This window comes from Asticcacaulis aquaticus (genome assembly GCF_028550415.1).
GTDB classification, from domain to species: domain Bacteria; phylum Pseudomonadota; class Alphaproteobacteria; order Caulobacterales; family Caulobacteraceae; genus Asticcacaulis; species Asticcacaulis aquaticus.
Genome location: NZ_JAQQKX010000008.1, coordinates 1 through 24,322 on the forward strand (window position 1 = coordinate 1; position 24,322 = coordinate 24,322).

Annotated in this window: 28 protein-coding genes; 5 read left to right on the plus strand and 23 right to left on the minus strand. The window is 59.5% G+C overall.

Going from position 1 to position 24,322, the window contains the following annotated elements:
* The 4 genes from PQU92_RS10590 to PQU92_RS10605 all read left to right on the plus strand — a co-directional run.
* Window positions 1-117, plus strand: a 117-nt coding sequence (locus PQU92_RS10590) for an ATP-binding protein (protein ID WP_272748374.1), incomplete at its 5' end; no start/stop codon positions are given.
* Window positions 118-253: 136 nt separating this feature from the next.
* Window positions 254-481 (plus strand): hypothetical protein, encoded by a 228-nt coding sequence (locus PQU92_RS18890; RefSeq protein WP_272748381.1) that lies wholly within the window; start codon window positions 254-256, stop codon window positions 479-481.
* On the plus strand, window positions 423-833 hold the full coding sequence (locus PQU92_RS10600) for an alpha/beta hydrolase fold domain-containing protein (protein WP_272748375.1): 411 nt from the start codon (window positions 423-425) through the stop codon (window positions 831-833). The genes PQU92_RS18890 and PQU92_RS10600 overlap by 59 nt, the downstream gene beginning before the upstream one ends.
* 416 nt (window positions 834-1,249) lie before the next feature.
* A complete protein-coding gene (locus tag PQU92_RS10605; protein ID WP_272748193.1) occupies window positions 1,250-1,903 on the plus strand; it encodes a 4'-phosphopantetheinyl transferase family protein in 654 nt (217 codons plus the stop codon).
* Here the strand turns inward: PQU92_RS10605 and PQU92_RS10610 are convergent.
* From PQU92_RS10610 to PQU92_RS10715, 22 genes are all read right to left on the minus strand, one after another.
* Window positions 1,892-2,689, minus strand: coding sequence for an SDR family NAD(P)-dependent oxidoreductase (locus PQU92_RS10610; RefSeq protein ID WP_272748194.1), 798 nt, complete (start codon window positions 2,687-2,689; stop codon window positions 1,892-1,894). The two genes, PQU92_RS10605 and PQU92_RS10610, sit on opposite strands and share 12 nt — an antisense overlap.
* A complete protein-coding gene (locus PQU92_RS10615; protein ID WP_272748195.1) occupies window positions 2,689-3,786 on the minus strand; it encodes an SDR family oxidoreductase in 1,098 nt (365 codons plus the stop codon). Before PQU92_RS10615 ends, PQU92_RS10610 begins: the two co-directional genes overlap by 1 nt.
* Complete coding sequence (locus PQU92_RS10620; RefSeq protein ID WP_272748196.1) at window positions 3,787-4,764, minus strand: fatty acid desaturase family protein; 978 nt, start codon at window positions 4,762-4,764, stop codon at window positions 3,787-3,789.
* A gap of 44 nt (window positions 4,765-4,808) precedes the next feature.
* Window positions 4,809-6,098 carry an aminotransferase class I/II-fold pyridoxal phosphate-dependent enzyme gene (locus PQU92_RS10625; protein ID WP_272748197.1) on the minus strand — a complete coding sequence of 430 codons (1,290 nt, stop codon included), beginning with the start codon at window positions 6,096-6,098 and terminating at the stop codon, window positions 4,809-4,811.
* A gap of 2 nt (window positions 6,099-6,100) precedes the next feature.
* Entirely contained in the window at window positions 6,101-6,361 is a 261-nt protein-coding gene (locus PQU92_RS10630) for a phosphopantetheine-binding protein (RefSeq protein ID WP_272748198.1), read from the minus strand.
* A 47-nt stretch (window positions 6,362-6,408) separates the two neighbouring features.
* On the minus strand, window positions 6,409-7,245 hold the full coding sequence (locus tag PQU92_RS10635; protein ID WP_272748199.1) for an SDR family oxidoreductase: 837 nt from the start codon (window positions 7,243-7,245) through the stop codon (window positions 6,409-6,411).
* Window positions 7,242-8,006: a polyketide synthase gene (locus tag PQU92_RS10640; RefSeq protein WP_272748200.1), complete on the minus strand. Its 765-nt coding sequence runs from the start codon at window positions 8,004-8,006 to the stop codon at window positions 7,242-7,244. Before PQU92_RS10640 ends, PQU92_RS10635 begins: the two co-directional genes overlap by 4 nt.
* Window positions 8,003-8,677: an enoyl-CoA hydratase/isomerase family protein gene (locus PQU92_RS10645; protein ID WP_272748201.1), complete on the minus strand. Its 675-nt coding sequence runs from the start codon at window positions 8,675-8,677 to the stop codon at window positions 8,003-8,005. Before PQU92_RS10645 ends, PQU92_RS10640 begins: the two co-directional genes overlap by 4 nt.
* Window positions 8,668-9,933: a hydroxymethylglutaryl-CoA synthase family protein gene (locus PQU92_RS10650; RefSeq protein WP_272748202.1), complete on the minus strand. Its 1,266-nt coding sequence runs from the start codon at window positions 9,931-9,933 to the stop codon at window positions 8,668-8,670. Before PQU92_RS10650 ends, PQU92_RS10645 begins: the two co-directional genes overlap by 10 nt.
* Complete coding sequence (locus PQU92_RS10655) at window positions 9,930-10,688, minus strand: SDR family oxidoreductase (protein WP_272748203.1); 759 nt, start codon at window positions 10,686-10,688, stop codon at window positions 9,930-9,932. The genes PQU92_RS10650 and PQU92_RS10655 overlap by 4 nt, the downstream gene beginning before the upstream one ends.
* Entirely contained in the window at window positions 10,685-11,239 is a 555-nt protein-coding gene (locus tag PQU92_RS10660; RefSeq protein WP_272748204.1) for a 3-hydroxyacyl-ACP dehydratase FabZ family protein, read from the minus strand. The genes PQU92_RS10655 and PQU92_RS10660 overlap by 4 nt, the downstream gene beginning before the upstream one ends.
* Complete coding sequence (locus PQU92_RS10665) at window positions 11,220-12,113, minus strand: ACP S-malonyltransferase (protein WP_272748205.1); 894 nt, start codon at window positions 12,111-12,113, stop codon at window positions 11,220-11,222. The genes PQU92_RS10660 and PQU92_RS10665 overlap by 20 nt, the downstream gene beginning before the upstream one ends.
* Window positions 12,114-12,163: 50 nt before the next feature.
* Entirely contained in the window at window positions 12,164-12,658 is a 495-nt protein-coding gene (locus PQU92_RS10670; RefSeq protein ID WP_272748206.1) for a hypothetical protein, read from the minus strand.
* Window positions 12,655-13,449 carry an SDR family oxidoreductase gene (locus PQU92_RS10675; RefSeq protein ID WP_272748207.1) on the minus strand — a complete coding sequence of 265 codons (795 nt, stop codon included), beginning with the start codon at window positions 13,447-13,449 and terminating at the stop codon, window positions 12,655-12,657. Before PQU92_RS10675 ends, PQU92_RS10670 begins: the two co-directional genes overlap by 4 nt.
* Entirely contained in the window at window positions 13,446-14,729 is a 1,284-nt protein-coding gene (locus tag PQU92_RS18895; protein ID WP_272748208.1) for a beta-ketoacyl-[acyl-carrier-protein] synthase family protein, read from the minus strand. Before PQU92_RS18895 ends, PQU92_RS10675 begins: the two co-directional genes overlap by 4 nt.
* A gap of 547 nt (window positions 14,730-15,276) precedes the next feature.
* Entirely contained in the window at window positions 15,277-15,903 is a 627-nt protein-coding gene (prfH, locus tag PQU92_RS10685) for a peptide chain release factor H (RefSeq protein WP_272748209.1), read from the minus strand.
* Window positions 15,896-17,008 carry an RNA ligase RtcB family protein gene (locus tag PQU92_RS10690; RefSeq protein WP_272748210.1) on the minus strand — a complete coding sequence of 371 codons (1,113 nt, stop codon included), beginning with the start codon at window positions 17,006-17,008 and terminating at the stop codon, window positions 15,896-15,898. Before PQU92_RS10690 ends, prfH begins: the two co-directional genes overlap by 8 nt.
* A complete protein-coding gene (locus PQU92_RS10695) occupies window positions 17,005-17,493 on the minus strand; it encodes a hypothetical protein (protein ID WP_272748211.1) in 489 nt (162 codons plus the stop codon). Before PQU92_RS10695 ends, PQU92_RS10690 begins: the two co-directional genes overlap by 4 nt.
* A gap of 423 nt (window positions 17,494-17,916) precedes the next feature.
* Window positions 17,917-18,426, minus strand: a complete 510-nt coding sequence (locus PQU92_RS10700; RefSeq protein WP_368407105.1) for a tyrosine-type recombinase/integrase — start codon at window positions 18,424-18,426, stop codon at window positions 17,917-17,919.
* Between the two features lie 359 nt (window positions 18,427-18,785).
* On the minus strand, window positions 18,786-19,622 hold the full coding sequence (locus PQU92_RS10705; RefSeq protein ID WP_272748212.1) for an oxidoreductase: 837 nt from the start codon (window positions 19,620-19,622) through the stop codon (window positions 18,786-18,788).
* Between the two features lie 55 nt (window positions 19,623-19,677).
* Window positions 19,678-20,889, minus strand: coding sequence for an NAD(P)-dependent alcohol dehydrogenase (locus PQU92_RS10710; protein WP_272748213.1), 1,212 nt, complete (start codon window positions 20,887-20,889; stop codon window positions 19,678-19,680).
* Between the two features lie 64 nt (window positions 20,890-20,953).
* Window positions 20,954-21,694, minus strand: coding sequence for an SDR family oxidoreductase (locus PQU92_RS10715; protein ID WP_272748214.1), 741 nt, complete (start codon window positions 21,692-21,694; stop codon window positions 20,954-20,956).
* Between the two features lie 116 nt (window positions 21,695-21,810).
* Between PQU92_RS10715 and PQU92_RS10720 the strand changes: the two genes are divergently transcribed.
* A complete protein-coding gene (locus tag PQU92_RS10720) occupies window positions 21,811-22,755 on the plus strand; it encodes an AraC family transcriptional regulator (RefSeq protein ID WP_272748215.1) in 945 nt (314 codons plus the stop codon).
* Between the two features lie 109 nt (window positions 22,756-22,864).
* Here PQU92_RS10720 and PQU92_RS10725 read toward each other — a convergent pair whose 3' ends face one another.
* Window positions 22,865-24,208 carry an LLM class flavin-dependent oxidoreductase gene (locus PQU92_RS10725; RefSeq protein WP_272748216.1) on the minus strand — a complete coding sequence of 448 codons (1,344 nt, stop codon included), beginning with the start codon at window positions 24,206-24,208 and terminating at the stop codon, window positions 22,865-22,867.
* Window positions 24,209-24,322 lie beyond the last annotated feature (114 nt).

Below are 24,322 nucleotides of genomic sequence, written 5' to 3' on the forward strand. Positions count from 1 at the left end.
GCCTTGCTCGATCGGCTAACTCACCACTGCCATATCCTTGAAACTGGCAATGACAGCTTCCGCTTCAAAGCCAGCTCGGCGACCGCAAAATCAAAGAAGGAAAAACTCGTGACTTGACCCCATACTGACCCTCACCATTATACCCTTTAGGCGGGTCACTTCTCAGCGGAAATCAACACTCTCCCAATTTCCTCAATTCAACCTGTGTGTCCCGGTTCGGACGGCAACGCAGTCTCTGATGGAGCTATTCATCATGCCCATTACATCCGTAGTTAAAGAACGTCTCAACGCCTGGAACGAAGCATCCATGGCCTTCGTCCCTGTGCTGCGCGGCGAGCCCGGTGACTCGGCGGGTGGCGCTATGGTCGTTTCCGCCACGGGTAAGGGCGCGCAATGCCGGTCTTCCCTTACCCGTGGCGGGCGTGGCGATTTCGCCTTGGTGCAATCTGGAACACACCGGGTCATCGATGGTCAGTCGTGACGATGCAGACCCGACCGTCAGCTATGCCGGACTCGTGACTCTGGCGAAGACTTTCCCGAACGGCGCATTGAAAAATGACCCGGACGCCTCGCCAGTCTTTGCCGACGTGCGTAACCTACCGCCGATCATGGTGCAGGTCGGCGAAAGCGAAGTGATGCTCAGCGAGGGCATTCAACTGGCTTCGCATCTGGCCATGAACCGGGTCCGGGTGTCGCTGGAGGTGTGGCCCGAGATGTTCCACGTCTGGCATATGTATGCTACCATGCTTCCGGAAGGTTTACAGGCACTGCAAAATGGCGTGGCCTTCATCGAAGCCGCCTATTCTGCTGTGGATACCGAACCTCGGACTTAAATCAAAGTGTACTGCCACATTGGGAATGGCATACAATGCTGGCTTATGTCTGCTTAGGAGATCGTCGGGCATTTCGGAGCCAGATGTCCGCTTTGGGTGCGAAACAGAAATAATCAATACATGGTTCTCGCGCTTTGTTTGAGGCGAGCCGCGATGGACGACGTTGTCTTTAATAACCTCAGAAATTCGGCCCAAATTGTCCACTATTTAATATAGGGACGTTTGCTTAAAAATAGATTTAAGTGAAAAAAATATTAAATAAAGTGAATAAGTTGGGCGCATTTTTTCTTGGGTGCCTTCCACATGTTCACGGAAATATGCGGCCGTTTAAAATCCAAAAATCTGGCGCTTTATGAGCTTTGTCGGTTAATTTAATCTCGTATTTGCGACGCGCTTGGCGTCTGGCGGGGGCAGTAATGGTATGTCTACTTGAGCTGGATTTGCCCGGTTACGTCGTGAGCGCTGTGACGGCAATCGCCGAGCTTCAGCAACCACTAACGACTGTCGAAGTGGACGGGGCGGGGTTACGGGCCAGTACGCGCCGACAGAGGGAGTATATAGCCGGGCGTAATCTGGTGGGCAAACTTTTGGCGGTTTTGGGGCAAGGCGGTCAGATCCTTGGTAGTGACGGTAATGGGGTGCCGTTGTGGCCCAAGGGGATCACCGGATCGATCAGCCACTGCCGTGATATGGTGTTTGCGGCTGTGGCGGAGACAGATCGCATCACCGCGCTGGGTGTCGATATCGAAGACCTCGGGCGGTTTCACGATGGCCTAGCCGAGGTTGTGCTGACTGTCAGGGAGCAAGCGGAACTTCCGTCGGATGAGGCCATGCGGCAGCGGCAGATGGCTATCACCTTTTCGGCCAAGGAAGCCTTTTACAAGTGCCAGTTCGCGACGCATGCAGAGGTGCTGGATTTTCTCGATGCGGAGGTCCGCATTGAAGATGAGGCCTTTCACATTGTCATGGTTGATCAGGCCCGGCATGGTCATTTGGCCGAAGGAGTGACAGGGCGGTACGCGGTCAGCGACGCGCACGTGGCCACTATTGCCTGGTTCTCAGCCCCTTGAAAGATAGCGTTTACGGCCCTTTTCGCCGTGGCGCAGCAGCGTGGGCAGGAGGCTGTGGAGTAGATCTGGCCAGCCGGAGACCAGCCGCATGCTCAGGCTGTCCCACACCGGGAGGATGATTTCCGATTTTCCCGCATCGAGCGCCTTCAACGCAGCGGTTGCTACGTGTTCGGCATTCATTGGCCGTTCGTTCAGAAAGTTCAGTGCCGACCCGCCGGCCGCCGCCTCATGGCGGAGCATCGGCGTATCGACCGCACCGGGATGGACCAAGGTCAGGCCAACGCCTGTACCACGCAATTCCTGTATCAGTGACAGACAGAATCCGCGCAGGCCGAACTTTGAAGCGGCATATGCCGCACTGTCGCCCATGCCCCCAAAGGCGCCCTGAGAACCGATGCAGAGGATATTGCCCGTGTTTTGCCGGATCATCCGCCGGACGCCTGCGGCCATAAGGATCATGGAGGCGGTGAGATTGATACTGATTTGGCGGCTCAGGGCGGTTGCGTCACTTTTAGCGACGGCATCAGGTTCGCTGATCCCGTGGCAGCAGACAAAAAGATCGAGTCGCACCCTGTTTGCGATCTCAGTCGACAGTGCTGCAACATCTGCCTCGCGCTCAAGATCGGCGATAAACGGCTGGGTATCGGAGCCAAGTTCAACTGAGATTGCGGCCAACCGTGTCGCATCGCGCCCGACAAGCAGCAGGCCGTACCCCCGCGCGGCAAGGAGACGGCACAGCGCTAGGCCGATGCCACCGGAGGCGCCTGTGACGACGGCGAACGGCATCAGGACGCGGCCCTTGTCCGGCCGCGGCCCCAGTTGTCGTCCAGCGCATAACCGATCACGGCGGGTAGCCAGCTTATCGGAGCCGGCGGCGGTGTATACAATATGTTCATCGAGCCCTCGAAGTGCTTGGGTTTTGCGATATAGGCCCCGACCGAACGGAAGATCATCTGGGCACCGAAACTGATGCCGAAATCCTCAGGTGTCTCTGTTTCGAGCATGGCGTTGAACTTCGCTTCGGGCAGCCATTCCGGTAAGGGCGGAACCGACAGGCCGCGCGCGCTACGCGTGCTGGCGATGGAATCGTAAATGTCCTGCATGGTTGTCGCCTGAGCACCGGCGGCCACCGCATGGATAGCGCCGATATCAAAGCCCGGCTTGTCCAGATGCAGCGCAAGGCAGGTCGCCGAATAGTCGACAGGCAGCATGTCGAGGGGGCTTGCGCCCGTGCCGGGAAACGAGCCGCAGAAGCCGCGTCCGAAGGCCTCAAACAGCATGTGGGCTTCGAGATAATGGTGGATATAGCCATCGGACTGACGGCCCGGCATCAGCGATAGCCGCACGATCTCCACCGGCAGGCCGCTGGCGAGTACGAGGGCCTCGGCCTCGTATTTGGTCTCCTCGTAGCTGTTGTTGAAGGCCGCGCCTTCGGGGCCGCCGCCGGGCGGAACCACGCCGCTCCGCTGGCCAACGACGAACAGGGTCGAAACCTGGCAGAAACGCTTGAGATCTGCACAGCCTTTGGCGAAATCCAGGATCGACTGTGTGCCGGCGACATTGGTAGCATGCGCCACCGGATAGGGTGCGTCAAAGCGGATATGGGCGGCCGCGTGGATGATGGTCGTGATCTCGGCCTGTAGCGCTTGACGATCCGTTGCGGACAGACCAAGGCCGGGATGTTCGATATCGCCGATAATCGGGACAAAGCGTCTGCCCTTAAGGCCTTGCGCGCGGCAGTAGGCCGTCCATCGCGCCAATCCTGCCGTCCGGTCCGGCGCACGCACGAGGCAGTAGACGAGAGGACCATCGTGGCGGTCGTCCCAAAGACGCAGCAGTTCCAGTCCGACACTGCCGGTCGCTCCGGTTAACAGGATGGCCATTCAATGCGTCTCCCTGAGAAAGATTATGCGGTCGCCTTCGCGCGCGATGGCGCACTTTGCCTGTACCGCCTGTGCGACGTCCCCGACGGCGCGGCGGTAACCGCTCGTGACCACAGTTTCGGGCGCGGCGGCACGGATCAGGGCCGTGGCACGGGCCAATTTGTAGAAGGGAATAGCAGCGTTGACGTGGTGCGCGGCGTGATGGTTGAGTCTGTTGAAATAAAGGCTGACCATGGGATGAGTGTCGATGGTGCGGGCGCTGTGCCATTGGGTATCGGCCCATGTATCCCGCGCCTCCCAGACACCATAATGTTCGGCATGGGCGCGCCAGCTATGGATGGCACCAACGATCTGGGCGTGGATCAGCCATAGGCAGATAACGGCCCAAAGCCCCAATGCGCCTTGACATAGCCAACCGGCGCCGGCCATGGCGGCGAAGGTGACGGCACAGCCAGAAAGCTCAAACACTATCAGTCCTGCGCGGCCTTCGGCGGGCAGCAGGCGCGCTGCTTTAAGCAGGCGCCACAACTGGCCGAGCCCGCCGGTCGCCATACCTATAACTAGTGGATGGCGCAGGCAGATACGCTGAAACGCACTGCCGTGCCAGTCACCCGGCAAGGGTGTGACGCGTTCGGGGTCTTGGATAGGATCACTGCCGTTCAGCTTATGGTGCATCAGGTGGACAGGTTTGTAGATGCCGACCGGCCAGAATAGTGGCCAGGCGATCATTCGACCAGCAACGGCATCCAAGCGTCGTACGCCCGTCAACCTGCAATGCAGGGCGTCATGGGTCAGGCACAGCAGACTGGCGTACCAGAGCGCCGACAGGACGGCCACGCCCGCGAACGCCGCATATTGGCCGTTCGCCCACAGTCTGAGCGCTCCGCCGATCAGCGTCAACTGGATCGGAACCCGGATCATCAGATGATGCAGACCTGGCCAGGGTGACATGACCTGAAGCGGCCGCAGCGCCGCCATCAGGGCCCGCTGTGTCTCACGAGACATGGCGGGTGCGGTTGCCATTACGCATCGGCCTTTAGGAAGTTGAAGCGCCGGGCGGCATCGAGAATAGTCGTAACGGCGAAGTCGATATCCGCATCGCTGTGGGCGGCATTGGCGAACAGACGCAGGCGTGCCTTGTCCTTGGGTGTCGAGGGAAACTGCATCAGGCTGACGTCCAGGCCATGCCTTTGCAGATGATCGACAATCTCAAACGTCATGTGGTCGGGACCGTAGATCACGGGCACTATCCAGCTTTCGCTAGCGCCGAGATCGACATGGGGCGACAGGGCGTCGCGCAAACGCTGACTATTGTGATGCAGGCGCGCGCGTAAATTGTCGCCTTCGCTGCCGCTACCAAGCTCGATGACCTTGATTAGCCCGCCAGCCGTGCCGGGGTCCATGGCTGTTGAAAACAGCCGGCAACGCGCATACCAGTTGACGTATTCGGTCACCTTGCGCGAGGCGATCAGGGCACCGCCGACTCCAGCGAAGCCCTTGCTGAGCGTGGCGATGATGAAGTCTACCTGATCAATGACACCCGCTTGATCACAGACGCCCCGACCTTTTTTGCCACACAGCATGACCGAATGCGCTTCGTCGACCAGGATGTGAGCGCCGTGACGATGCGCCACTTCGGTGAGTTGGGCCAGCCTGCCGAAGTCACCGTCGGCGCTGTAGACGCCTTCGGCGCAGACCAGGATGCGGTTGCCCTGGCCGGACAGTGGCTTGAGGATCGCCTCAAGACTATCGGCGTCGTTGTGCTCAAAGAAGTGCAGCTTGGCGCCTGACGTCTTGGCACCATCGAGAATCGACATGTGCACCAGCTGATCCATGACGACGTGGTGGCCGCGCTGGACCAGGGCCTGAATCGAGCCGACGTTGGCGCCATAACCTGAGCTGAACAGGGTTATGCCACGATCAGGCAGGCCATAGAAATCGACTAGGGCTTGCTCCAGCTCCTTATGTATGGCCAAGGTGCCAGCTAGGGTTGGTGTTGCGAATGCACCTATGCCGTAACGCCCAATGGCATTCTGCGCCGCCTTGATGACCTCGGGGTGGTAGCCGAGGCCCAGATAGTTGAAATTAGCGAAGCTTAGGGCATCGAACTGCTCGCCCGTTTCGCGCCGCAGGCTGAGATGCGGTCTCTGGGCCTCGGCGCGGACGGCTTCGAACGGATAGACATTGTCGGCATTGACCGCCGCCTTCCAGGCGTTGAATTCGTCGATCTCTTCAAATTCGCGCCCGATGCCGAACATGAACATGTCCAGCGTGTTGTGGCGGTATGCTGTATCGGCCGGCGGCGGTGCCATGGTCAGGCGACCTTGGCCTGCACGGCATCATACAGTTTATCGACCAGACCGCCGATGTCCTTGATGTCCGACAGGTCCTGGCGTGAGATGCGCACGGCCAATTCGCGCATGGCGCACGACACGACCTCGACCATGTCGAGGCTGGAGGCGCCGAGGTCCTTCATAGACACGTCGGGCGCGATCGCCTTGGCGTCGATGTCGGGGCAGATGTCGAGCAAGTGCTTGCTGACGACGGCAAAGACTTCATCCTTGGAAACGCTCATCTTGAATTCTCCATGTAAAAAAGGTGGGGAGGTACGCGAAAGTAAAGTCACTCAGCCTGTGGCGCCCACAAAAGCTTGCCCTTGCGGCGGGCGCGCTCGGCTATACCCATCAGGTTGTCGAAGAACTGGAAGCCCTTATCGACCATGATGACCTGTCCGCCGATGGCGTCACAGAATCCGCTGGCAACCATCAGCACGACATTGGCGACGTCTTCGGGCGTGGTGTAGCAGTCGTCGAAGCCGCCCATGCTTTCCAGAAACTGGTGGAAGGTTTCGCCGAACGTCGCATCGAACGAGGCGGTACGCACCAACCTTGAGCGGATGGCATTGACCTTCACGCCATCGTCGAACAGACGGAAATTCATGTAGCGGACAAAGGTCTCCAACACCGACTTCGATGCCGCCACGAAGTCGTAATTCATGAAGAAACCATCGGGTCCATCGCTCGACAAAGCGATGACGTGGCTGGGGTAGCGGCCAAGGCGCGCCTTTATTGCGTGGGTGTAACTGGCGATCGGCCAGGCGGAGTAGTCGATGCTGCGGTAGAGCGAACGGCGGCTATAGGCGTCAAAATCCTCCGTCCTCTGCGCGAAGGCGACGTTGGAAATCAGCACGTCGATGTGCGCAAATCGATCGGCGATGGCGTTCATCAGCGCCTTGGTGTCGTGCTCCTGGCTGACATCCGCCTCAAGGATTAAGGGTTCGAGGCCGCCGACGGCAGCGAACTGGGCGCGGACCTCGTCCATGTCGGCCGTGCCCCAGCGGTAGGTCAGGATGGTTTGCGCCCCTTGCGCTGCAAAGGCCAGCGCGCAGGCCAGGCCGATGCCCATGGTGCCACCGGTTACCAGCACCGTACGCCCTGTCTGATCGATCGGATTCTTCATGGTGCCCCCCAAAGGTCGGTGTCGAGATTGCGCAGGCTCAAAGCGTGCATCAGTGGTTCGGTGGTCATGGCGGTCTCGAAAGCCAGTCGGCGCGGCAGGCTGAGGCTGCGTTTCAAATGGATGAGATTGTCGCGCGGCTTGTCGGCCAGACCGCGCGCCAGAAGGAGCGCGCGGTCGCGGACCTCCGTGGCCGGAACGACGGCGTTGAACGCACCGGTGCCGGCAAACCGCCGTCCGCGCCACAGGTCGCCGGTATAGATCATCTCATGCGCTATCGCTCGGCCAAGCGCCTCTTCCAGCAGGCGGGTCGTGCCCATGCCGGGCGTAATCCCCAGCGTCATGAAATTGGCACCATAACGGCTGGTCTCAGAAATGACGCCGAGGTCGCACGACAGCAGCAGCGCGAGGCCGCCGCCAATGGCATGGCCTTCGGCTGCCGCAACGACCGGCAGGTCGAAACCGATCAACTGGCGGCCGAGCGTCAATTCACCGGGCATCAGGCGGTTTTCGACCAGGTCTTTCAGGACCTCTTTGGTCGCACCGGTGCAGAAATAGTCGGGCAGGCCTGAGAGCAGGAGCACGCGAGCACCCGGCATCTGCGCCACTTCGGCCAGACCGGCTATGAAGGCCTTGACCCAGGCGGGCGACATGCCGTTCTTGCCATCGACATCCCGCAGGGCCATTTCGGCGATACCGTCCTCGGTCATAGCGACGTGGATCAAATCTGTGGCGACGTCTGTCGCTTGGAGCCAGGCGCTCATGTCACTGCCTCCTTCAGCCGCGCGCGGACCTCGGGGCGGTCGAGCAAGATCAAGGTCTCAGCGACGCTGGCGTCCAGTGCCTGCCGGAAAGCGGAAAGGTGGGCGGGATTGGCGCGGATGGCGGCGACGGCTTCGGGTAGGGCGCGACCGAAACGGCGCAGTATCCGTGGCAGGCGGGTGGTTGGTTCTGACGCGATCTCGTCAATCAGGTGAGCGGAAAGTGCCGCTGCGGTATCGATGCTTTCGCATTGAAGGGCCCATTGGCGGGCCAGTGTGGGGGCAACGCGTTCGCTCAAGGCCGCAAAGACGATGGCGGGATAGAAGCCGTAAAGCGCTTCGGGTAGGCCAAAGCGCGTCTCAGGTCCTGCGATGACGTAGTCGCAGGTGGCAAAAAGTCCGACGCCGCCGCCAAAGGCATCGCCTTCGATGATGGCGATGCACGGACCGGAATGGGCGCGCAGGGCATAGACGCAGTCAGCATATAATCTCATGCCATCTGCCACCGACATTTCGCCCGCAATGGCCGCGTGAAAATCGAGGCCGCCGCAAAACATGTCCTTGCCGCCGGTCAGCACGATGGTTTGGCCGGGCAGAGCCCTGTCCAGCGAGCGCTTGAAGGCTTCGAGACTGGCGCGGTCGAAGCGGGCGGGCAGAGTGATGTTCAACTCCATGCGTAGCGCCTCACATGGTCGCGCGCGCCGGTGAAGACCAGGCGGTTACGGCCGACATAGTGGCTGTCATAAAGGCCCGCCAAACCGTGCGTGGGAATGTCGAAATCGCCGTTGTCGATATAGGCGCTGCGCCTGGTTTCAGCGTCTTCATAAAGCGCGATATCGACGGCAGTCCGGGCGCTGAGGCGGGCATCGAGATCTGCCGCCTGGGCTATGGCATGGGCATCCGACCCAAAGACGCCGGAATAGAATTCGCCGGTCGAGCCTGAGCCATAGGAATAGATGCCGGTACGCTGTCCATTGATCGCCGGGCCAGAGGCCGCCAGCCCCAGCAGGGAGATAAAGACACTGGCCGCATAGGTGCCGCCCATGCGCCGGTTGAAGGTCAGGGAGGGTTCAACACGCCGTGCATAGTCGGCCGTCTGATCGCCGGCGCTCCAGCCTGTCAGGCTGCGCATCAGGGTGCGGTGGGCGCGGCGCGTGATGCCGCCAAATGGGGCATGATAGACCTGATGCGGTAGCCAGCTTCTAAGATCATCGACGCTGGCGATATGAGGCCCGCCGTGACGTTCGACCGCGGCGGCGTAGCGCGAAAAGGCGATATCGACGGCATCCATATAGGACAGCAGCGAGGTTTCGCTGTGGCCGGCTTCGACGCGCGAGGTTGGGCGGATCAGGTCGGAGACTTCGTGAGTGTAAAGCCCGCTCATGCCGCGATCGAGCGCGAAAAAGGCCGGGTTACGGCTTATCAGCATGGCAATCGCGCCGGCGCCCATGACGAACTCATAGGGCTTGTGGAAATGCGTGCGGCTGATATCGGTGCAGATGACGACCGCCATCTCGTCAGGCGCCGCTTCGGCCATAAGCCAGCCGGCCGCCAGACGCAGCGCGCCCGATCCGCCATAGCAGGCATGCTTCACTTCAAGGTTACGACAATCGTCGGGCAGGCCGGAGTGGCGCTGCACCCAGGTCGACAGCGCTTTTTCCTGATCCGGCGCGCTTTCGGATGCGACCAGCAGAAGTTTAATCCGCTCCCGGTCAGCCGGATCTGGCAGCAGGCCCAGCACAGCATTGACCGCCAGAGTGATGGGGTCTTCCCAAGGCGGCACGACCGAACGCTCGGTGATCATCATATCGCCACACACCTCGTCAACGCTGCCGCCGCGGTCGCGCACCAGCGTCGCCATGTCCATGGCGAGGGTCGAGGGCTCGACCCACAGGCGTTCAATGCCGACAGAGGGTAAGGTTGCGGTCATGGTGCCCAGTCCAGGCCGCCGCTGACGCGGATGGTTTCGCCGTTGATGTAACCGGCCTTGTCGGAAATCAGGAACAGCATGGTCGCCGCCAATTCATCAAGCGCACCTAACCGCCGCATGGGGCAGAACTTGTTGGCGTAATCGACAAGGCCTGACGACATGGTGTCGCGCGTCATGTCGGTTTCAAAATAGGCAGGCGCAACGACATTGGTGGTGATGCCCTTGGGGCCGTATTCCTTGGCCAGGCTGGTCGCGAGTCCGATCAGGCCGGCTTTCGAGGTGGCATAGGCCGCCTGCCCTGAGGCACCGGCGGCGATGATCGAACTGACCAGCAGGATGCGGCCCTTGCGCCGCGACACCAGTTCCGGGAGGAATGCGCGGCAAACGTAAAAAGGACCAGTGAGGTTGGTGTCGATGACCGTGCTCCAGTCCTCGTCCGTCAGCGAGTAGGCCAGACCGTTGAGACTGATCCCGGCATTGGGCACGACGGCATCGACGCGATCGAACGCCCCCAACACGTCGTCGGCAACGCGGTCGACCGCTTTGGAATCGCGCACATCCAGACACCAGGATTTGATCGTGGCTTCTGGTGCCGTGGCTTTCAGTTCGGTGATCAGGCTTTCGGCCGCCTCGGCTTGGCTGACATAGGTAAAGGCGACGTCCCAGCCCTCGATGGCAGCCGCTTCGACCAGCGCCCGGCCAATGCCGCGCGAACCGCCCGTGACGAACAAAACGGGGCGGGCTGTGGCGCTCATAGGCGGTCTCCGATCATGGCTTCGAACTGGACAAGACAGACGACGCGGTCGCCGCAAAGCACCTGGGCAGCGGCGCAAAAGGTGAAACCGCCATCGTCATAGGCCTGCACCAGGGTGGTCAGGCGGTCGCCGGGCCTGGCTTCCGACACGAAGAGGGCGTCGCGCACGCGCAGCAGCCGGACCGGGCTGGGCTCTGGCAGGTTTTCGGCATCGACCAGTCCAGCGTCGAGGAAAGAGGGCAGGCACAGTCCGAACTGTCCGGCCATCTCGATCAGTAGAACACCCGGATAGACGGGCGCGCCGGGGAAGTGATCGGCAAAGACCGGATCTTCCGGATCAAGCACACGCGCACCCGATAATCGCGCTGTGGTTAGGTCCATGCCGGTGATCGTGTGCGCCAGCAGGAAGGTGCCGCGATGGGGCAGGAGGCGCATCAGTACGTCGGGCCCAAACCTTACCTGGATGGGCAGGTCGGCGACGGCAAACAGCGGCTTCTTCGCCGCTACCCGCCATTCGGATGCGGAGGGGGGCTCAGGCAGCGATGGCGGCATGGATCGCCTCCAGCTTGGACGTCAGGGCCGAAGGTGTTGCGAACTCCATCGGATCGAGGGCAAAGACAGTCGCTTGCGGTAGCCAGCGCCGCCCCATCATCTTGCTGAGAATCTGCAGAGGGCCGACCTCGATAAAGACGGCGTCGGGATAGGTTATGTGGAAGGCTTCCATGGTCTGACGCCACAGGACCGGCTGATAGACGTGGCGCGTCAGGCAGTCGGTGATGATCGCGGCGTCGGCCATTGCGGGTTGCGCGGTTACGTTTGCCCAGTAGGATTGGCTGGGTACGCGCCACTCGGCGGCCGCCAGAGCCAATGCAAAGGACTCGCTTACCGGACGGAAGCGCGGCATGTGCATGCAGATGCGGTCTTCGATGATACGCCCGATAGCAAAAAAGCGCTCTTCGGCGGCAACCATGAAGGCGTCGACGGCATCGGCGCGGCCAGCGACAACGCACTGGGTCGGGGAGTTGAAGTTCGAGACGGCGACGGCTTCTGCATCGTCAAACCGGGCGCAGATCTCGGTACACAGGGTGATGGCTTCGTCTGGATCGATGGGTTGGACGGCCGCCATGCAGCCCGACGGGCCCTCATCGTAGGCTGCGCCACGTGCGGCCACCAGGTCTCGGCTATGGTCGGCATCGAGCGCGCCGATGGCGACCAGATGCGCGTACTCGCCAAGCGACAGACCCGCCGATGCTGTGACCGGCAGACCCTGCAACAGATCGAGATAGGTGAGGTTCAACTCGTGCACGCTGACCTGAATGTCGAGATTGCTGGCAAAGCCGTTCGGTGCATGCCCTAGCCGCGTGGTCACGCGCGCATAGGCCGCGGCACCCAAGCCCGGCGCCACGGCGTCGAGCCGGCGGAACATGTCAGCGTCGCGTGAGCTTTGACCAGGAAAAAGCAGGATCACAGGTCGCGTCATGACGGCAGCTCCCCGAGATCATTCAGAACAAATACCTGACCGCAGACGCCGTCGAGTCGGCCACTGAACAGCGCGCTCACCATGTCGGCGGCGCGCAAATAGCCTTCAGGCGTTGTCCGGTAGCGTAGCAGATTGACCTGGACCGGCCGCATCGTCAGGTGGCCGGTGCCGTAACGGATCAGGGTTTCGGAGAGGGCCGCCAAGCTGTGCGTCAAAGGATCGTCGGCCTGAGCGATCAGGACGCAAAGACGGTAGGAGGTGTCCCCGGTCGCCATGGCGTCTAATAAGCGCAAAGCCTGCGGGATGCGGCAGGCGATGTTGGAAACCTCAGCGCGGTTGGCTGGCGCGGCGATTGGCATGACGAGGTTGCGTGTGCCGGCGCCTTGCAGTGCATCGGCATCGACGGGGCCCTTCAGGACGAACACCGGCCCCGACCGGGCGGCTACGGCGGTTTCCAGATCCTGCGATGGGCGATCATCCAGCGCAATCATGCCCGCTCCATAAGCTTGTGCAGCAACGGCGGCAGGATGGATATGGTGTTGTCGAGGAAGGCCGCGCCCTTATCGATAAACAGCACCTGGCCGTTCAGGGCATCGAGCCTGCCGCTGCACAGTTCCACTGTGGCATCGCCCATGACGCGGGCGTCGAGCGCATAGTCCTTGAACTCATCCAGCAGGAAGTTGATCGTGTCGGCGTCGAACATGCGCCGCATACTGTCGGTATCGACCTGGCGCGTACTGAGTCCGAAGATGCGACCGCCACCGGCCAGAATGCGCGGCGCTTCGGCGGCGATCAGGGCTTCGAGCACCGACTTGGCGGCGGCGACATAGTCATAGCCGGGATAGAAGTGCTGGGCTCCATCGGAGCTGACGCCGATGCTGACGCGCGGCACGCGGCCGAACCGCGCCAAGGCAGAATCGATATAGGCGATCAGCGGCCAGGCGCTGCGTTGCAAGGTTTTAGTCAGGTCGCGCGGCGCCAGCGAGGCCAGCCCGTCCGCGCGCGCCGCCACGCAGGCATTGCTGACGAAGATGTCCAACCGGCCGAAACGTCGATCAATATGCGCCATCAGGGCTTCGGTATCGCCGTCCTCGCCGACATCCGCCTCGACAATCTCGGGTACCAGAAGGCCTTCGGCGGTGAAAATATTGACCACGGTTTGGGGATCGTCGCTGCCCCAGCGGTGAGTCAGGATGACCTGCGCGCCGCCCCGCGCCAGGGCGAGGCCGATGGCCAGTCCGATGCCGCGCGTACCGCCGGTGATCAGGGCGACTTCGGTCATTGGATCAGGTCCGGGTGCTGCCACAAGGCGCAGCAGTTGATGCCGCCGAAACCGAACGAGTTCTTGAGAAACAGGCGGATCTGATGATTGACCGGCGTGTTGGAGCAGACGTCGAGATCGACCTCCGGATCAAGTGTATCGATATTGATCGACGGATGCAGACGGCCATTTTTCATCTGCATCAGCGCCGCGATAGTCTCGACGACCGGTGCCGACCAGCAGGTATGGCCCAGCATCGATTTGGGTGCATTGAGCTTGAGCTTGTAGGCGTGTGGCCCGAAGGCAGCCCTAAGTGCCTTGAGTTCGGAGAGATCGCCCAGCGGTGTTGACGTCGCATGGGCTGAAACGTAATCGACCTGTTCGGGCGCAATGCCACACGTGTCGAACAGGCGGCGAATGGTCGCTGTCTGACCTTCCGGGGACGGGTTGGGCAGATGGTTCGCGTCGGACATGACGACGCAACCCAGAACTTCGCCATAGATGGTCGCACCGCGCGCGCGCGCGTGCTCAAGCTCTTCAAGGATCAGCGTACCCGCACCATGCGACGGCACGAAGCCTTCGCGACGGGTATCGTAGGGGCGGCTGGCCAGTTCTGGCGCGTCATTAAAGCTCTGGGTCGTGATTGCGCCAAGAAGCGCCATGGCGTGCAGACCCATGGGCGAGAAGTCTAGCGCCGCTCCGGTCATGACCGCGATGTCGTGGCCATGATGGCGGATTTCATCGATGGCGGCGCGCAAGGTGATGTTGGCCGAGGCACAGGCCCCGCCCATGGTGTACCCGGCACCGCGAATCCCTAAGACCTCATTGACCGAAGAGGCGTGGTCGGTGTCGAGATCGAGCACGGCGGCCTGGGCATCGATCCAGTCAGGCTCGCTTTCGATGAAGACCTGATGGTTCTTCATCAGGTAGTTTTCGTTGAGATTGTGTCCGGCCAGTAGCCCTGCGACGCGGGTGAAATCGACATCGAAACTAAGCCCTGAATCGCGCCAGGCATCGACGGCGGTTAAAATCGAGAGACGAGTGGCAAATGGCGCCAGACGCATGATCTTGCGCATGCGGGCGCGGTTGCTGTCGGGGAGCGTGGCCTCCATGGCAGCGTGGCGGGCCTTCCAGTCGTAGTCGCTCAGGTCTCCTCCGACACGAGAATACACGCGATCGTCCTCGAAGAAACGCCAGTTGCCTATACCTGATTGACCGGCAATCAGATTTGAGTAGAAGATGTCGAGGTCATCGCCCAAGGGGGAGATGACGCTCATGCCGGTGACGACGACACGACGCACGAGTACACTCCAGGCAGTATAGCAGGATGCAAAAACTAAATTGTCCGAATTCGAAGAGGCGACTACATCTCAATTACACGCTATGCGTGATAATTTGGGAGTGCGCTGTGTTACGCGACGATAGACATTAATCAAAAATCAAAAACGACGTTACCTCAGCAAGGTAGTCATTTGCTCCCGCGAAAGTCAATCGCCTTCTTGATGTATAAGTTCACAAAGATTTTTTGTGAGCGGTTGACCGTTAAGCCATCCCTTCTGACACCATCGGTGAGTGTTCCTGAGAAAAGGTTTTGGAAAGGCCAGAGTCTGACATCGGCGTCACACTCGAAACCAATCTTCAAAATTTCAATACCCTGCCGTGCCGATCTGCCGCTGCCGGCCCATCGTCCCTAACGCCGAACATGTCCGGTTTCGGGAAGAGATCCTGCAATCGCTACTGCTAGAGTTGCACTTCTGCTTAGGGCGCGCGACGGCCTAGGACACGAAGGCGTGCTCCGCTTGAGTGCTGTCGCGGAACTGTTTTATCAGTCCCGCGACAGTGAAAGTGTTACCTGGAAGGCCTGAGTTTGAAGAGCGGGCCCGTGTAGGTCCGCACCGGATTGCCGCGTTCGAGGCTCTGATGGGCTGACCAGTGCGCCTGTCGGGCATGGTCACCTGCCTGTAAGCGCCTTTCTTCGAGCATCAGGGCCAGTTTAAGCTTCGCCAGCTTGCGATTGGCGTGCTGAGAGCGCTGCTCCTGCGCGGTCACGACCAGTCCGGTCGGCCGGTGAGTAGCACGCACAGCGCTGTCCGTCTTATTGACGTGCTGTCCGCCGGGGCCGCTGGCGCGCATGGTCTGAAACACAATATCCTCATCACGCAGGTCGGGAACTGTCTCTGGTGATGGCGCTAATGTAACGCCTACAAACCAGTTTCGACGCCTGTGCCCCGGTCGAAACGGACTATCGCCTACCCATTGAATGGTGCCGATCCGTTCCGACGCGAAGGCTTCGGCTTGTTCTCCTGTAATCGAAAGAAGGAGAGAGGCTGGTAGTTCTTCCTGCGCATCAAGGATGTCGCAATTCACGCCTTGTCGCAGGCCTTCACGTATGAAGGCCTGCGCCAGTTGCGCGACCACCCAGCAGCATTCGTCGGGGCCCTTGCCTGAGGTCAGGTGCAGTGTAATTTCAGTCATGATGCCTCGTTTTGTAGCTGAGCAAAGGCCGAAGCCGGGCGATGACACGAATTAGGCCTGCTGCCTCAAGATCGGCAATGACACCGGCGATGTCCTTATAGGCCTCCGGTGCCTCTTCGAAGATCAGGCGGCGATCTTCGCAAATGACATGGCTCGACAGCTTTGTGCGCTGCAAGTCAGCCACTCGATATCGTCGAGACAAGCGCGCATGGGCATCGTTGCGACTCCACTTGCGTCCAGCGCCATGTGCAAGTGAATGCAAGGCGGCATCGGCGCCCTCGACCACGGGCTCCGCCAGATAGCTGAAGTCGCCTCTTGAGCCCGGGATCACGACCGGGCCGCGATCCGCTGGAGCCGCACCCTTTCGATGAAGCCAGCCGGTGCCATATCGAGTGACGCTGTTGTGGACGATGTCCAGTACGCAAGTGCCGGACAGGCCAAGGGCGTTCATAAACCGGTCCGCGATGATCCTGCGGTTGACCACGGCCCATGTCACGGCCTGATCGTGCCGCGACAGGTAGGACATGGCCTGTGGCTCTGAAGCCAAGAGGCCCGACTTACCGGTTTCCTCCAACTGACCTTGCAGGATCGCCTGACCTAGTCCGCGTGAGCCGCTATGCACCATCATCCAGACACGGTCGTCCTGAAGGTTGAGCATTGCAAAACGGCTAGGATCAACGATTTCCTCGATCCTTTGGAACTCGACGAAGTGGTTGCCCCCGCCAATCGTTCCGAGCGAAGGACCGGCCAGTTCTGGCGGCAGACCGGCGGAAACCAGCGCGGTTACAACGGGCCCATCCCAGGGTTCATCAAGTCCCTGTAGTTTGCGGTCAACCTGACCGACGCGGAACTTGCGCACCGGCAGACTCGTCTCCCACAAGGCCATGCCGCAGCCGATATCGCTCCCGACCAAATGAGGCCAGATACGATCGGGCGACCAGAATGCCGCGCCAACGGCGATACCGTTTCCTGCATGGAGGTCGGGCAGGCCGACGACCTTGCCCATGCCTTCCAGACGCGCGGTGGCATCCAGCTGATCGAGCGCTAAGGGATCAAAGCGTGTCGGATCGCGCCCGATGAGGGTGAGTTCACAGCATGTATTCATTTTGCCCCTCCCGTCAGTGCTCGATTTGCAGATGGCAGACTGGCAAGCAGCGAAGCCTGATCCTTGAGGATGCCATCACGCGGGTCTACGAAGAATTTGCGCTGTCTGAACCAACGCCTGTGAGCGCCCAGAACCTCACCTTCAAACAGCCACTCTCCGTATCTCCCGATGGAAATGCGTGTGAGAACGAAATCCTCGATGTGCTGACGCACGTGCATCTTCATCGTGCTGCCCGTGTCTAGCTGTTCGCAAATTTCGCTGAATACGCTGTTCCATGACTGGCCAAGACGGCTGCGTAGAAAACGTACAAGCGGAGCCAGATTCTCGTTGAGCGACTTAGTGTAAGGGGCGTTTTCGTAAGCGTGACGCTTATGGCCTATGCGCTTAAGTGTGTAGTCTTTCGTCCTTTTGAGTTTGGGGGAGGCGGCATGGCTCGCGCCCCAGCGCGGCCGCTCGACGATTACCTTGAACATGTCAGAACGCATCAAGACCTCCTTTGGTAAAGGGGACGGTCTCGCCGCTCATATGGCAAAAGTCAGATTTTAGGAAAGTAGCGACGCCAATGGCGCAGCTATTGGTGCTCAGGCGTGCTTCGTCGCCTGATAGGAAATTGCCCATGCAATAAGTTCCTGAATATTTTGGATTGGGAAATCGGTTTCGAGATTTAGGAACATTGCTCGCATGATTTTCTCCTTTCCTGATTCAGGGACGTGCCGGGACTGGCTGTTTGGCCTCTTAATAGATTGTGGTACGCGAATCAACCCGGTTTGGAAGAGTGGAAGGCTGCAGAGGGGGCGGGGCGAAATCTACGGGTCACATAGCTCGCTTTTCGGCAATACGCATCAGATCGAGTAGAATGCCCGCGTCGGGCGTCCGGTAGCTTTGGCCGCCGAACGCCTCTAAGCGGCTCACAGGTCAATCTGCTCAGCCATTTCCAGAGCATCATCGACCTCGATACCGAGATATCTGACTGTGCTCTCCAACTTGGTGTGTCCAAGTAGCAGTTGTACGGCACGTAGGTTACCGGTCTTCCGGTACAATTGGGACGCTTTCGTTCGACGCATGGTGTGAGTGCCGTAAATGGTCGTCTCCAGTCCGATACTCTCCACCCAAGTGTGAACAATCCGTGAGTATTGTCTCGTGGAAATATGAGGCCGCTGCTTTGATCGACCGGGGAACAGGTAGCCGGGACCGCCCGCTGGTAATTGCGCGAGTAGGCGCTCAATCGACAACCGGGTGTGTTCGGTGATTTCGAATTTTACAGGCTTGCCAGTCTTTTGCTGAATGACGGTCGCGCGGTCGCGGACCTTCCCGGCTTGGCAGAGATCATTTACGCGAAGGCGTACCAGATCACAGGCCCTTAATTTACTGTCGATGGCGAGATTGAAGAGTGCGAGGTCTCTCGTGATTGACCTAATTCTAGCCTAACGCGGATAGACCAGACGTGTTTGGGCTGGAGCGGCTTTTTCTGGCCAACCAAAAGGCCTTTATTCCACGGTTGGCTATGAGCAGATAATGGGTTTTCAGACATGACGGTTTCTCCGCCGGCCCTCCCACCGCAACTCGCTTCTGCATTCCGGCAGTATATCACGTCCTCAACAGGATTAAATCAGCAACTAAGGCAGAGCCGGGCCCCGTTAAATGTCCGCTTTGGAGTGCGCCAAATACGGGAGGGCACCATGTCCGCTCTGGGCGCATGAATGTCGGCTTAGCGATTTTGCCTGTACTAAAACACCGGATTTGATCGCGTTGAGAAATGCTCGTCCTTAGATCAAAATTACAAGGCAAAGTCCGTGGACTGACCCTGTGTTTTCCAACTCGCGATGTCCGTGGTTGTACGCTGTGCATGGTCTTCCCAAAAGGCATGTGCGTCACTTCCCAAGACAAGACGCAGCGGAGACGAAGGGGCCTCAACGGCCTCGATCAGCACCTTGGCAGCTTTGTCTGGGTCCCCAAGCTGTCTGCCGGCGGCATCGGCCAGATGCTTTTCGATTGGCCCCACAATCGGTGCGTATGCCGCGATCCTGTTAGAGGGGCGAATGATAGCGCCCCCTTCAAATTCCGTGCGGAACCCACCCGGCTCCACAAGGGTTACGCGTATACCGAAATCACGGACCTCGCCCGCCAAGGCTTCGCTCCATGCCTCAAGGGCAAACTTTGAGGCACAATAGGCACCGAGATCACTCATCGCGACCAGACCGCAGATGCTCGTCATGTTGATGATATGCCCGTGGTGTCTTTCCCGCATCTCAGGCAGGACCATACGAACCATTTCGATAGCGCCGAAGAAGTTCAGTTCAAAGGCGGACCGTACCTCATCAAGACTTAGCTCCTCGACGGCGCCATTGATCCCGCGCCCGGCTATGTTGGCAAGAACATCAATTCGCCCGAACCGGTCAATGGCAGCCTTAAGCGCATCGTGCCGTGATTGTGCATCTGTCACATCCAGTTGGACCGGCAGCAGATGCCCCTTCGCGTCCGTTGATAGCGCCTCAAGACGGTCAATGCGTCTGGCGGCGGCAACCACATGGTCACCGAGTGCCAGAACAGCTTTTGCCAAAGCATAGCCCATCCCTGAAGAAGCGCCCGTGATAAACCAGACCCTTGTCGTCATATTGTCCTCTTGAATATCTGTCGCGGCCTGAGCGATTTGTTAGCAACTTGCTTTATCAGGCGGCGGCCATATCGATGACGAAGCGGAATTTGACGTCCTTGTTGACGACGCGGCTGAAAGCTTCGTTGATCTGATCCGGTCGAATGAGTTCGACGTCTGCAGTGATATTGCGCGCTGAGCAAAAGTCGACGACTTGTTGTGTTTCGGCGATGCCGCCGATCATAGACCCCGAGAGATTCCGACGCGCTGTATTGTTGAGCATTGCGTTGTAGCCCGAGATCGATTCCAAGGTGCCGACATTGACCAGTGTGGCATCGGTCTTCAGCAGGTTCATGAATGGCTGAATCTCGAAAGCTTGCGGCACGGCGGCAATGAGCAAATCAAAGCTGGCCCCCATCTCGCGAAGGCTATTTCTCTCTTCCCAGAGGACTGCCGCCTTGGCTCCCATCTTCAGGGCGTTTTCACGCTTGCTAGGTGTCGTCGTAAAGACTGTCACGTCGGCACCTTTGGCAACCGCCAGCTTAACAGCCATATGACCCAGACCGCCGAAACCGATCACGCCAACCTTTTGGCCACGGCTAGCTTTCCAATGTTGCAGAGGGGAGAAGGTTGTAATCCCTGCACACAGGACCGGTGCCATGCCGGCAAGGTTCACGCCCGGTGGAATACGGATTACGAACTTTTCCGTAACAACGACTGAGGAGGAATAACCACCATAGGTTACGCCGCCAGACTCCTTGTCCGGGGCGTTATAGGTCAGTGTCATGCCATTCAAGCAGGCATGTTCGCGGTCGTTCAGACATTCGACACATGTCCCGCATGAATTGACCATACAGCCGACGCCACCAATATCGCCGACACGGAACTTCGTGACGTTAGCACCGACAGCGGTTACCCGGCCGATAATTTCATGGCCCGGCACAATCGGATAGGTAACAGGGGCCCATTCGCTGCGGGCCATATGGATGTCGGAATGACAGATGCCACTGTAGAGAACCTGCATCTGGACATCGTTGGGTCCAACTGCGCGACGCTTTATCTCGATCTGCGAAAATGAACTGGTCGGACTTGTCGCCGCCCAGGCGCGGGCTTTGGAGGAGCCGAGGTCGGCCTTTTTGGCCGGTGCGGCATCTGCAGAGGTTGCGCTTACAAGTGAATTGCCAAGCGTGGCCGCCCCAGCGAGCCCGAAACCCCTGAAAAGCAGACTGCGGCGTCCCTGGTTGGTTTCAACTGCGGTATGAGTTGGGTCGTTACATCTGATGCACATACAGTGTATCCTTTTGGGGGAGAATGAATTGGCGTGTATCCAGTTCGGTGCCCGTCCCTGGAAATCAGTATTCCTGCGCCGTGGGGCGAAAGAGGATTTCGTTGACGTTGACGTCTTCCGGCTGCTCGATTGCGAAAGCGACCATGCGTGCGAACGACTCTGCGGGGATGGCGATCTTGTAGAACTCCTTGATCCCCTGAGCCGTCGGGCCATCGGTCACGCTGTCTGGTAACTCGGTTGCCACAGCGCCCGGCGAAAGGATGGTTGTGCGGATATTGAAGGGGGTGACTTCCTGACGCAGGCCTTCGGAGATGACCCGGACTGCGTGTTTGGTCGCAGCGTATACGGCTGTGCCTGGGGAGACCTTATGGCCGGAGACAGACGACACATTGATGATGTGACCGCTTTTCTGTGTCTGCATAATCGGCAGGGCTGCAGCGATACCGTAAAGAACGCCTTTCAGGTTGACGTCAATCATGCGTTCCCAGTCCTCGACCTTTAAAAGGCTTAAGAGTGAACTCGGCATCAGACCGGCATTATTAATAATGACATCAAGCCTGCCATAGGTTTTGACGGCCAAATCGACCAGAGCTTGAACCTCGGCCAGCTTAGTGACGTCCGTCACCTTGGCGATCGCTTCGCCGCCCTGTATTTTAATGTCGGCTGCAAGCGCATTGATGCGATCGGCACGACGTGCCCCCAGTACGACCTTCGCGTCTTTGGCGGCGAGCAGTCTTGCGGTCGCTTCACCGAGGCCACTGCTGGCCCCCGTGATAACGACGACTTTTCCTTGGATAGTTTGCATAGTCTTTCCTTTGCCAGCCGTCTCGGAACGGGTATGTCGGAAACAGGTCGGGCATTGATGTGCATGTTCAATAGTGGCATTATATGCATTTCGGCATGCCAATTGGTGGCATTTAGATGCCTATTTCTGTCAAGGCGGTTGAGGTGACTTTCCAAAGCACGACAAAAGAGCTGCTCGCAAAGCGTCTGGAAGTGGCTTTCGGAGGTGTCGAGCCCACGGCCATAGAGGGCATCAGGCTATTCTGGACCGTCAAACCGACCCCGCCTGAGCCGCTGGTCTACGAGGCGGGTTTGACCATCCTGCTTAATGGTCGAAAGGAGGGTACCTTAGGGGACAGGTCGTTTATTTATGACGCGGCGAACTATCTGGTCCTGACCTTGCCCATGCCATTTCTATGCGCGCATCAGGCCAGTAACGACGAGCCTGTGTGTGGGTTGTTCATCTCGGCCAGTCGAGAGGACCTATCGCTGCTGCTTGGGCAGATGGCAGATTACGCCCCTGTAGAGCCGCAGGCAGGCCTGAGTGCTCTTGCGCCAGCGCCGTTGACCGAGGCGATGCAGGCGACGATGATGCGCCTCGTGTCGGCGATAGGTGATCCGGTGGCGGCCAGGGTGATCGGACCCGCCTTGCGGCGTGAAATTCTCTTCCATGCGTTGCGTGGCCCTCGCGGACCGGCACTCGCAGCCTATGCGCAACAGACGGGCGATGACGGTCTGCTTGATGGCCTGATCGAAGACATCAGGCTCAACATCGCCAAGCCCGTAACCATCGAAGCAATGGCAGATCGGGTCGCCATGAGCGTCTCGACTTTTCACCGGGCCTTCCGACGCCGAACCGGTCAGACCCCCGTTCAATATATCAAACGGCTGCGGCTCCATATGGCCCGCGACCTCATCACCTTCGAAGGCGCCCGCATCAAGGAGGCAGCCCGGCGTGTTGGTTATGAAAGCACCTCTCAGTTTAGTCGCGAGTACAAACGCCATTTCAACGTCGCCGCCTCTGTAGCTCGGGACTTTTCAGCGACGGCACCTGCATCCGAAGACGCTCTAACCGACACATAAGTGATCGCCGTTTTCCTAGCCGGTGGCTCACAAACTGGGTCTGCTGCGCCCAAGTTAGATGTCCGCTTACGAGATTTTGCCAACTACCTTCGAATGTCTGCAATGGGCGCTATTCGGCAGCTTCCTGAACCTTGGCCTGAGCCGCATAACGGTTCTCGGGTATCTCGAGGCCTAGGTGATCTCGCAAGTTGTCGCTGGTGTAGTCCGTACGGAACAGACCTCGTGCCTGTAGGATCGGCACCACCTTCTCGCGGAAATCGCGGAAGGCGTTCGGTTCGGTTACACGCAGCAGAAAACCGTCGGCGGCACGTTCACGGAACCAGAGTTCCAGCGCATTGGCCACGGTTTCGGGAGAGCCGACGAAATCGCTGCGCCATACGCCGAAGCGTTCGGCAACCTGCCGCAGCGTCAGATTATCCTGTTTCGCCGTTCGGATGATGCGTTCTGCATGGCCCTTATAGCTGTTCAGCGTCAGGTGCGACGCGTCGGGGAAGGGCGCGTCAAGGTCGTACTGACTGAAGTCGTGGTAGTTGAAAGCGCGCCCGACCTGCACCAGAGCTTTTTTGAGGTCGAACTTGCCGCGTTCGATCTCCAGCAGGACCTGTGCGTCTTCGTCGGTGTCGGCGATGATCGGCGAAATGCCGGGGGTGACGATGATCTGATCCGGGTCACGGCCCAGCGCCGCGGCGCGGGCCTTGAGATCGGCATAGTATTGTTTGGCGCTTTCCAGCGATTCCGCCACCGTGAAAGTGGCGTCGGCAATGTGCGCGCCAAGGTCGCGACCTTCGCTGGAGTCGCCCGCCTGAAAGATGACCGGTTGCCCCTGCTGAGAGCGTTCCAGCGCCAGCGGTCCGGCGACCGAGAAGAACTGACCTTTGTGGTTCAGGGCATGTTGTTTGGTCTTGTCGAGAAACAGGTCGTTCGACTTATCGCGCGGGAAGGCGCCGTCTTCGTAACTGTCCCACAAGCCTTTGACGACGCTGACGAACTCCTGCGCGCGGGCATAGCGAACGCCGTGCTCGAAATGCTCGTCGCGGCTGTAGTTGCGCGCTGCGCCTTCGAGGCCGGTCGTCACCACGTTCCACCCTGCGCGGCCCTTGCTGATCAGATCAAGCGAGCCGAACTGTCGCGCCACATTGTACGGCTCCCAGTAGGAGGTGGTGAGGGTCGCGACGAGGCCGATTTTCTGCGTCGAAACGGCCGCCGCCGACAGCAGGGTCAGGGGCTCCAGGCGGTTGAGGAAATGCGGCGCGGAGTCCGGCGTGATATAGGGGCTGTCGACGATGAAGACGAAATCGAACTTCGCCGCCTCGGCCAGACGGGCATTGTCGATATACCAGTTGATATCGACGCTGGCGTCGCCGGGCAGGTCCGGATGCCGCCACGATTGGCCCGTGGTGCCGACGCCTTCGAGGATGGCACCGAGTTTGATCTGACGAGGGGATTCGGTCATGGCAGTAGCTCCGGATTGGATTTTCCTCAGCGTTCCTCAAATTCGACGATCCGACCAATGCGTTTTACCAAATCCCTTATGAGAAACGGTTATCGGTTGAGCGGCCCTCATGGC

Coding starts and splice junctions, on each gene's coding strand:
- PQU92_RS10665 (WP_272748205.1), bottom strand. CDS start 12,113: ATGTTCCGCCGGCTCGACGCCGTGGCGCCGGGCTTGGGTGCCGCGGCC.
- PQU92_RS10690 (WP_272748210.1), bottom strand. CDS start 17,008: ATGAATACATGCTGTGAACTCACCCTCATCGGGCGCGATCCGACACGC.
- PQU92_RS10620 (WP_272748196.1), bottom strand. CDS start 4,764: ATGGCGGCGCTGCGGCCGCTTCAGGTCATGTCACCCTGGCCAGGTCTG.
- PQU92_RS10650 (WP_272748202.1), bottom strand. CDS start 9,933: ATGACCGCAACCTTACCCTCTGTCGGCATTGAACGCCTGTGGGTCGAG.
- PQU92_RS10670 (WP_272748206.1), bottom strand. CDS start 12,658: ATGATTGCGCTGGATGATCGCCCATCGCAGGATCTGGAAACCGCCGTA.
- PQU92_RS10630 (WP_272748198.1), bottom strand. CDS start 6,361: ATGAGCGTTTCCAAGGATGAAGTCTTTGCCGTCGTCAGCAAGCACTTG.
- PQU92_RS10715 (WP_272748214.1), bottom strand. CDS start 21,694: ATGCAAACTATCCAAGGAAAAGTCGTCGTTATCACGGGGGCCAGCAGT.
- PQU92_RS10645 (WP_272748201.1), bottom strand. CDS start 8,677: ATGGAGTTGAACATCACTCTGCCCGCCCGCTTCGACCGCGCCAGTCTC.
- PQU92_RS10605 (WP_272748193.1), top strand. CDS start 1,250: ATGGTATGTCTACTTGAGCTGGATTTGCCCGGTTACGTCGTGAGCGCT.
- PQU92_RS10725 (WP_272748216.1), bottom strand. CDS start 24,208: ATGACCGAATCCCCTCGTCAGATCAAACTCGGTGCCATCCTCGAAGGC.
- PQU92_RS10660 (WP_272748204.1), bottom strand. CDS start 11,239: ATGCCGCCATCGCTGCCTGAGCCCCCCTCCGCATCCGAATGGCGGGTA.
- PQU92_RS18890 (WP_272748381.1), top strand. CDS start 254: ATGCCCATTACATCCGTAGTTAAAGAACGTCTCAACGCCTGGAACGAA.
- PQU92_RS10705 (WP_272748212.1), bottom strand. CDS start 19,622: ATGACGACAAGGGTCTGGTTTATCACGGGCGCTTCTTCAGGGATGGGC.
- PQU92_RS10655 (WP_272748203.1), bottom strand. CDS start 10,688: ATGAGCGCCACAGCCCGCCCCGTTTTGTTCGTCACGGGCGGTTCGCGC.
- PQU92_RS10625 (WP_272748197.1), bottom strand. CDS start 6,098: ATGGCACCGCCGCCGGCCGATACAGCATACCGCCACAACACGCTGGAC.
- PQU92_RS10615 (WP_272748195.1), bottom strand. CDS start 3,786: ATGGCCATCCTGTTAACCGGAGCGACCGGCAGTGTCGGACTGGAACTG.
- PQU92_RS10675 (WP_272748207.1), bottom strand. CDS start 13,449: ATGACCGAAGTCGCCCTGATCACCGGCGGTACGCGCGGCATCGGACTG.
- PQU92_RS10640 (WP_272748200.1), bottom strand. CDS start 8,006: ATGAGCGCCTGGCTCCAAGCGACAGACGTCGCCACAGATTTGATCCAC.
- PQU92_RS10720 (WP_272748215.1), top strand. CDS start 21,811: ATGCCTATTTCTGTCAAGGCGGTTGAGGTGACTTTCCAAAGCACGACA.
- PQU92_RS10610 (WP_272748194.1), bottom strand. CDS start 2,689: ATGCCGTTCGCCGTCGTCACAGGCGCCTCCGGTGGCATCGGCCTAGCG.
- PQU92_RS10710 (WP_272748213.1), bottom strand. CDS start 20,889: ATGTGCATCAGATGTAACGACCCAACTCATACCGCAGTTGAAACCAAC.
- PQU92_RS10695 (WP_272748211.1), bottom strand. CDS start 17,493: ATGCGTTCTGACATGTTCAAGGTAATCGTCGAGCGGCCGCGCTGGGGC.
- prfH (WP_272748209.1), bottom strand. CDS start 15,903: ATGACTGAAATTACACTGCACCTGACCTCAGGCAAGGGCCCCGACGAA.
- PQU92_RS10635 (WP_272748199.1), bottom strand. CDS start 7,245: ATGAAGAATCCGATCGATCAGACAGGGCGTACGGTGCTGGTAACCGGT.